Origin of the sequence: Plesiomonas sp. (genome assembly GCF_051650925.1) — a bacterium.
Lineage (GTDB): Bacteria > Pseudomonadota > Gammaproteobacteria > Enterobacterales > CAMTGL01 > Plesiomonas.
In genome coordinates this window covers 1-5,950 of record NZ_JBOFRH010000479.1, presented here as the reverse complement: position 1 = coordinate 5,950, position 5,950 = coordinate 1, and the positions used below count along the sequence as shown (strand labels likewise).

Here is a 5,950-nt window from a genome sequence, read left to right as displayed (position 1 = left end):
GGAAACTGTGCTTGTAAGCGCGGAAGGTGGATGGTGTTGATCTGCATCGGGCCCAGATCATAAGAGCCGTTGCTGTTTTTGCTGATAGTCCATTTTTTGCCGCCTTCGACCTGTGATATGGCTTTTAGCAAAATACCGGGCACACTATAGAGCTGGCTGGCTTTGGCTATACAGTATTGCATCTCTGCCGCAGGCACGCTTTGCTCTGTGTAGATGGCATCAAACATGACATAAATCCTTTTTGTCGTTACTTATACTATGCGTCAATTTGCCCAATCTGATGAGAAGAAATTGCTTTTTAAGTGGATAAAATTGCAAAATCTGAACTGAGATCTTTTTTATTTTGGATTAACAATGAAATACCATATTTTACCGGTTACGGCATTCCAGCAAAACTGTTCACTTATCTGGTGTCATCAGACCCTTGAAGCGGCGTTGGTTGACCCAGGTGGTGATGCTGCCACCCTGATTCATGCGGTTACTCAGGCAGGTGTTACTCTGACTAAGGTGCTGTTAACGCACGGGCATCTTGACCATGTTGGGGCTGCACGTGAGATCGCCAACCATTTTTCAGTACCGATTTACGGCCCACAGAAAGCGGATCAATTCTGGCTTGATTCATTGTCACAACAGGCTCAGATGTTTGGTTTACCTGATTGTGGCGCACTAGTGCCTGATCACTGGCTAAACGATGGCGATAATATCACGGTCGGCGCATTTTCGCTGTCAGTATTGCACTGTCCTGGGCATACCCCCGGACATGTCGTATTTGTGAATACGCAGGCTAAGGTGGCGTTTGTGGGGGATGTACTGTTTAAAGGCGGCGTAGGGCGCAGTGATTTCCCGATGGGGGATCATCAGCAACTTATCTCTTCCATTCGTAACCAGCTCTGGCCACTGGCCGATGATACTCTGTTCGTACCTGGGCACGGGCCAACGTCAACGATTGGGTATGAAAAGCGTACGAATCCGTTTATGGGCGAGGAGATGCCGGGCTGGTAAGCGGTTCAAAGATGTTTTAGACAGCAGATAGCTCGTACACAGATTTGCATACAAATAAAACGGTTCGCTGACCATGTTTACGCATAATGGCCGATAGCGAACCGTTTTTGCTGTGGTAAGCGTATGGGGATAGTTCGATACAAGCGCTGATTTTATGCTTCGGTTATGCCTCTTTGGGGGCACTCTCTCGCTCACGGTAGACACGAGACAGGGCAATAACTTCATCAGCAGAGCGGTCGAGTGCGCTGAGCGGAATATACAGATCATACCCAAGCAGGCGACGGCATAGCTTCATGCGGTGTAGCAGCATTGCTTCTTCATCACTATAGACTCGCTGGTTGATCTCTATTGCTGCGGGGTTGTACAGCAGGGTACTTACGTGGGGATCATCAATCTCCTCTTGCTCTAACCCTATATCCACCAATTCACACTGTTCGCGCAGTAAGCGATAAATCAGCGCCGGTGTAATGCGATCAATAATATCGGCCCGATTTTTGAGCTGAATACCCAGATAGTTTAACGGAACCCACTGTAGCCCTTGCTGGTGACAGGGGATGCCGATGCGCTGAATGTGCTGCCACGGAAGCGCCCAGCCGCCACTGCGATGGTGATATTGCAGATGCATCTCTGACAGTGTGAGCCCTATATCGGGCTCTCGCCAACGGGTTAGCCCCTGCCATGCGAGATAGACCGCGAGTGCAAACAGGATGCAGAGTAAAAACCAACTGGGTTGCAGGGCATACAGCATTAATGCGGCGGTAACGGCAAGCAGGCTGCCCGAGCAAAGCAGAGTCAGGCAATGTTTTTTGATGGCTGGTCGCATGTGCACACTTTCCATTCGACTCTCCTGCTGATATTGAGCGGTGGATTTACGGTGAGTATCCATCGTGAGTATCAGTATGGTGTCGAACTTTGAAAAATGAGAAGTTTGTCACGCTTATTTTTAAGCGAAAAAAATCAGCCACAGAGTAAACCGCAGCTGATTGTAGTGTCTATTACGTAAAATAGTGGTGTGTATCCCTTAAATGTGCGTTTGCTTTACAGTGCTTTTTTGCTGTATTTAACGCGACAGGGTTTACAGTACTTTGGCAATAGCCTGACACAGTGGGTCGATATTTTGCGTGGTAATTCCAGCAACGTTAATACGGCCTGAACCTACCGCATAAATAGCAAACTCATCACGCAAACGGGCCACTTGTTGTGGGTTTAAACCGCTGAATGAGAACATGCCATTTTGCTGGGCAATGAAGCTAAAATCACGGTCTGCACCCAGTTGTTGTAGTTTTGCCACAAACAGCTCACGCATTTGGTGGATACGGCTGCGCATATCGGCAAGCTCGGCTTCCCACTCGGCTTTGAGTTGGCTGTCAGCTAAGATCATGGCGACAACGGCAGCACCGTGCGCCGGTGGGTTAGAGTAGTTGGCGCGGATCACCGATTTTATCTGGCTAAATGCACGCTCGGCAGTTTCCTGATCAGCGGCCACAAGGGTGCAAGCACCAACACGTTCGTTATATAAACCAAAGTTTTTAGAGAATGAACTGGCCACCAGAAGCTCTTGATGGTTTGCGCAGAACGCACGCAGGCCGTAAGCATCTTCTTCCAGCCCTTTTGCAAAGCCCTGATAAGCAAAGTCAAACAGCGGTAGCCAGCCTTTTTCGGCCGATTTTTTTGCTAGTAGATCCCACTGTGCAGGTGTGGGATCGACACCGGTAGGGTTGTGACAGCAGCCGTGGAATAACACCACATCACCGGCTTTGGCCTGCTCTAATGAGGTCAGCATGGCATCAAAATCGAGCGACATGTTATTGGCATCAAAATAACCGTACTCACGCACTTCAAGACCTGCCGCCTTAAAAACACTGACGTGGTTTGGCCATGTTGGGTTACTGATCCAGATGGTGGTTGCTGAGGTTTGGCGAGCAATAAATTCTGCGGCAATACGTAATGCCCCTGTACCACCGGGGGATTGCGCTGTTTTTGCGCGTTTAGCGGCAATAATCTGGCTATTTTCGCCAAACAGCAGTGTTTGTGTGGATGTGCCAAAAGCGGCAATGCCATCAATACCGAGGTAGTTTTTGCTATTTTCTTCTTCTAATAAACGTTTTTCAGCTTTTTTTACGGAGTGTAGTACTGGTGTTAAACCGGAATCGTCTTTATACACGCCAACACTGAGGTTGATTTTGTGGGATCGCGGGTCTGCTTTAAACGTATCAGAAAGCCCGAGGATAGGATCGGCTGGTGCGGCAATGATGTGTTCAAACATGTGTGATAGCATCCATGAAAGTCAGAAAAAGTTCCTTTATCCTTATACCGCTTGCGTGTGTGCTTGACAATCAACTCTGTAATAAAAAAGGCGCAAATGCGCCTTAATCGTGCAAAGCGAGAAAAGAGTGCAACAGGTTAAAATGCGTACTGCATAGCAACGGCAGTGACATTGTCTGTCAGCACACTGTTTTGCGATGTGTAGTCATTTTGATCCAATAAATTGATTTTATAATCAACGTAAGTGGTGAAGTTGGCATTAATGGCGTAAGTCAGCGAAAGATCAACATATTTGCTGTAGTTTTGGTCGCCATAACCGGTCAGGTTTTTCGCTTTGCCTTGTGCATATGCAATACCCGGTGTCATGCCGTTATCCCACGTATATTGGGCTGTCAGGAAATAGGCCTGTGTTTTATCGGCAAAATTGTTGTTGCTGTTGATATCCACATAAGGCTGAAGATTTTTGGTTTCGGCATAAACAGCGGATAAATAAATATTGTTCATGTCATATTTTGCGCCGACTGACCACATATCGGCGGTATCTTCATTAAAATCAGCAGCTAGTGGGGTATCACTCAGGTTGCGGATAGCCTGTATATCTTTACCGCCTGAGTTGTAGGCGCTGCCGAGCGTTAAACCCAGATCGTTAAAGGTGTATTGCAGTGAAATACCACCACCGTCAGTCTGCACGCCAGTACTTTGAGCTAGGTATTGTAACCCCACGTCAAAATTGGCATAGCTGTAGCGGTATTGCAGCATGCCATCACCGCGCCCTGTACCAAACATAGAGTCTGGCGAAATCGGGCTACTGGCTGAAACTTCCGAAAAATAACCGAGCGTGTCTTCACCAAACTCCGGCAACATGTCGGCATACGCGGTGACATCGTACATCACTCCCCAATTATGGCCATATTGCAGTGTGCCATAGGTTTCATGGGTAACACCGGCATAACCAAGGCGGATTTCACCATCGCTTCCCCAGAACGGGTTCTGGTTGCTACCAAGCGGTTGGTTATATTCAATATGTCCAAACCCTTTAAGGGTTTCATTGATCGTGGTACTGCCTTTTAAACCAAAGCGCGAATTGCTTTGATCACCGTAGGTTGAAAGATCATTTTTTTTGGCAAAGTGGTAATCGCCCATAATGTAGCCGTAAAAATCGAGTTGATTACCATTTTTATTATAAATTTCAGCAGCATGAGCCGTATTAGCAAGCAAAATAGCAGGAATAATGACAGTAAGAATGCGGTATCTCATGATCTATTTCCTTGTCTGTTATGATGCTGGTATGCATCGCCATTGCTTTTTTTGTGGCTTATATCCCAAATTTGCCACGCTAAAATTAAGCATAGAACTGATTAAAAAATCCGCCACATTGCCGTGTTGTATCGCACAGGAAATGCAAAAAGTAGGAGTAAGAGACAAGGTGTTTGTATGCTGCAAAATAAGAGATAAGAGATAAGAGATAAGAGATAAGAGATTAAAAATAAATGGGTAGGGAAAAAGTAAAAAAGCCAATACCCCTGTTAAGGGTATTGGCTTATTCACAGGCAGATAACCGGTTAAAGTAACGCACTACATGCAGTAGTGTTTACCCTAAACAGATTCTGATGCCAGAATTAGAATGTATATTGCAGGCCAACTGCGGCTACGTTGTTAGTATATAGCGCGTTGGTTGCAGTATATTCGTTGTTATCCAGCAGGTTAATTTTATAATCAACAAACGCATTCATATTGCTGTTGAAGTTATAAGTTAAGGCCAAATCAACATACTTGCTGTAATCTTGGTTGCCGACATAACCGTTCGGGTGGCGTAACCAGCCCTGCGCATAACCAATGCTTGGAGTCAGACCGTTGTCAAAGTTGTATTGTGCTACTGCAAATACAGCTTGGCTGGTGGAAGCAAATGCATTGTCGTTGATGCTATTGGCAGTATCACCAATATTAGCACCACCCAATGGGCTCATGCTGTACGCCATTTGGTTTTTAGTTTGGGTGTAGTTGATGGCCGCGTATACGTTATTGGCATCGTATTTTGCACCCAATGACCACAATTGTGCATTTTTATCGTTGGCAATGTTCTCTTTCTGCCAATCTGATTTACGCGCATTGTTGTAGGTTGCACCCAGTGTTACGCCCATATCCAGATCGTAGCTCATTGCGATACCGTAACCAGTACCGTTCTCTACCATACGTGAATAGTTGTGGTTGGATGAGTCACCGTCATAGGAGTCGTTTGGTGCCAGCAGTTGCAGCGCCAGATTGAAGTTATCCCAGTTATTGCGGTACTGTAGAACACCATCAGAACGGCCATTACCAAACAGTGTTGGTGCTGAACCGCTGTAGTTGTTGGTCGCTTCTGGCATATAACCTTGAGTATCTTCGCCCCACTCAGGCAGAACGTCAGTATAACCGGTTACATCGTAAGACACGCCCCAGTTACGGCCGTAGCTGATGCTACCGTAACGGTCATCTTTTAGACCTACATAGGCTAAACGAAGCTGGCTAGGGCCATTGAAGTTAGAGTCTTGGTTGGTTGCCAGATTATATTCAACGTGGCCGAAACCTTGCAGGTTATTGTTGATCTGGGTAGTCCCTTTTAGGCCCAGACGCGCATAACTTTGATCACCACGCTGATACATGTCGGCATTGTGGTTAGATGCAAAGTGGTAGTCACCGGTTA

At 46.5% G+C, this 5,950-nt stretch carries 6 protein-coding genes; 1 reads left to right on the top strand and 5 read right to left on the bottom strand.

The window, feature by feature from the left end; translation table 11 throughout:
* A partial coding sequence (locus tag ACRC27_RS11685; protein WP_438639932.1) for a lytic transglycosylase domain-containing protein occupies positions 1–227 on the bottom strand: 227 nt, incomplete at its 3' end.
* A 127-nt stretch (positions 228–354) separates the two neighbouring features.
* Here ACRC27_RS11685 and ACRC27_RS11680 point away from each other — a divergent pair.
* On the top strand, positions 355–1,002 hold the full coding sequence (locus ACRC27_RS11680; RefSeq protein WP_438624094.1) for an MBL fold metallo-hydrolase: 648 nt from the start codon (positions 355–357) through the stop codon (positions 1,000–1,002).
* A gap of 163 nt (positions 1,003–1,165) precedes the next feature.
* Here the strand turns inward: ACRC27_RS11680 and ACRC27_RS11675 are convergent, their stop codons facing one another.
* The 4 genes from ACRC27_RS11675 to ACRC27_RS11660 all read right to left on the bottom strand — a co-directional run.
* Complete coding sequence (locus tag ACRC27_RS11675; RefSeq protein WP_438639931.1) at positions 1,166–1,840, bottom strand: DUF2982 domain-containing protein; 675 nt, start codon at positions 1,838–1,840, stop codon at positions 1,166–1,168.
* Positions 1,841–2,077: 237 nt separating this feature from the next.
* Positions 2,078–3,268 carry an amino acid aminotransferase gene (locus tag ACRC27_RS11670; RefSeq protein ID WP_438630749.1) on the bottom strand — a complete coding sequence of 397 codons (1,191 nt, stop codon included), beginning with the start codon at positions 3,266–3,268 and terminating at the stop codon, positions 2,078–2,080.
* Between the two features lie 137 nt (positions 3,269–3,405).
* Entirely contained in the window at positions 3,406–4,524 is a 1,119-nt protein-coding gene (locus tag ACRC27_RS11665; protein ID WP_438630747.1) for a porin, read from the bottom strand.
* A 362-nt stretch (positions 4,525–4,886) separates the two neighbouring features.
* Positions 4,887–5,950 (bottom strand): porin (locus tag ACRC27_RS11660; protein WP_438639930.1); only part of this gene is annotated, 1,064 nt, incomplete at its 5' end.

What these genes read in the sequence shown, in the direction of transcription:
- ACRC27_RS11680 (WP_438624094.1), top strand. Translation starts at nt 355, where the DNA reads ATGAAATACCATATTTTACCGGTTACGGCATTCCAGCAAAACTGTTCA.
- ACRC27_RS11675 (WP_438639931.1), bottom strand. Translation starts at nt 1,840, where the DNA reads ATGGAAAGTGTGCACATGCGACCAGCCATCAAAAAACATTGCCTGACT.
- ACRC27_RS11670 (WP_438630749.1), bottom strand. Translation starts at nt 3,268, where the DNA reads ATGTTTGAACACATCATTGCCGCACCAGCCGATCCTATCCTCGGGCTT.
- ACRC27_RS11665 (WP_438630747.1), bottom strand. Translation starts at nt 4,524, where the DNA reads ATGAGATACCGCATTCTTACTGTCATTATTCCTGCTATTTTGCTTGCT.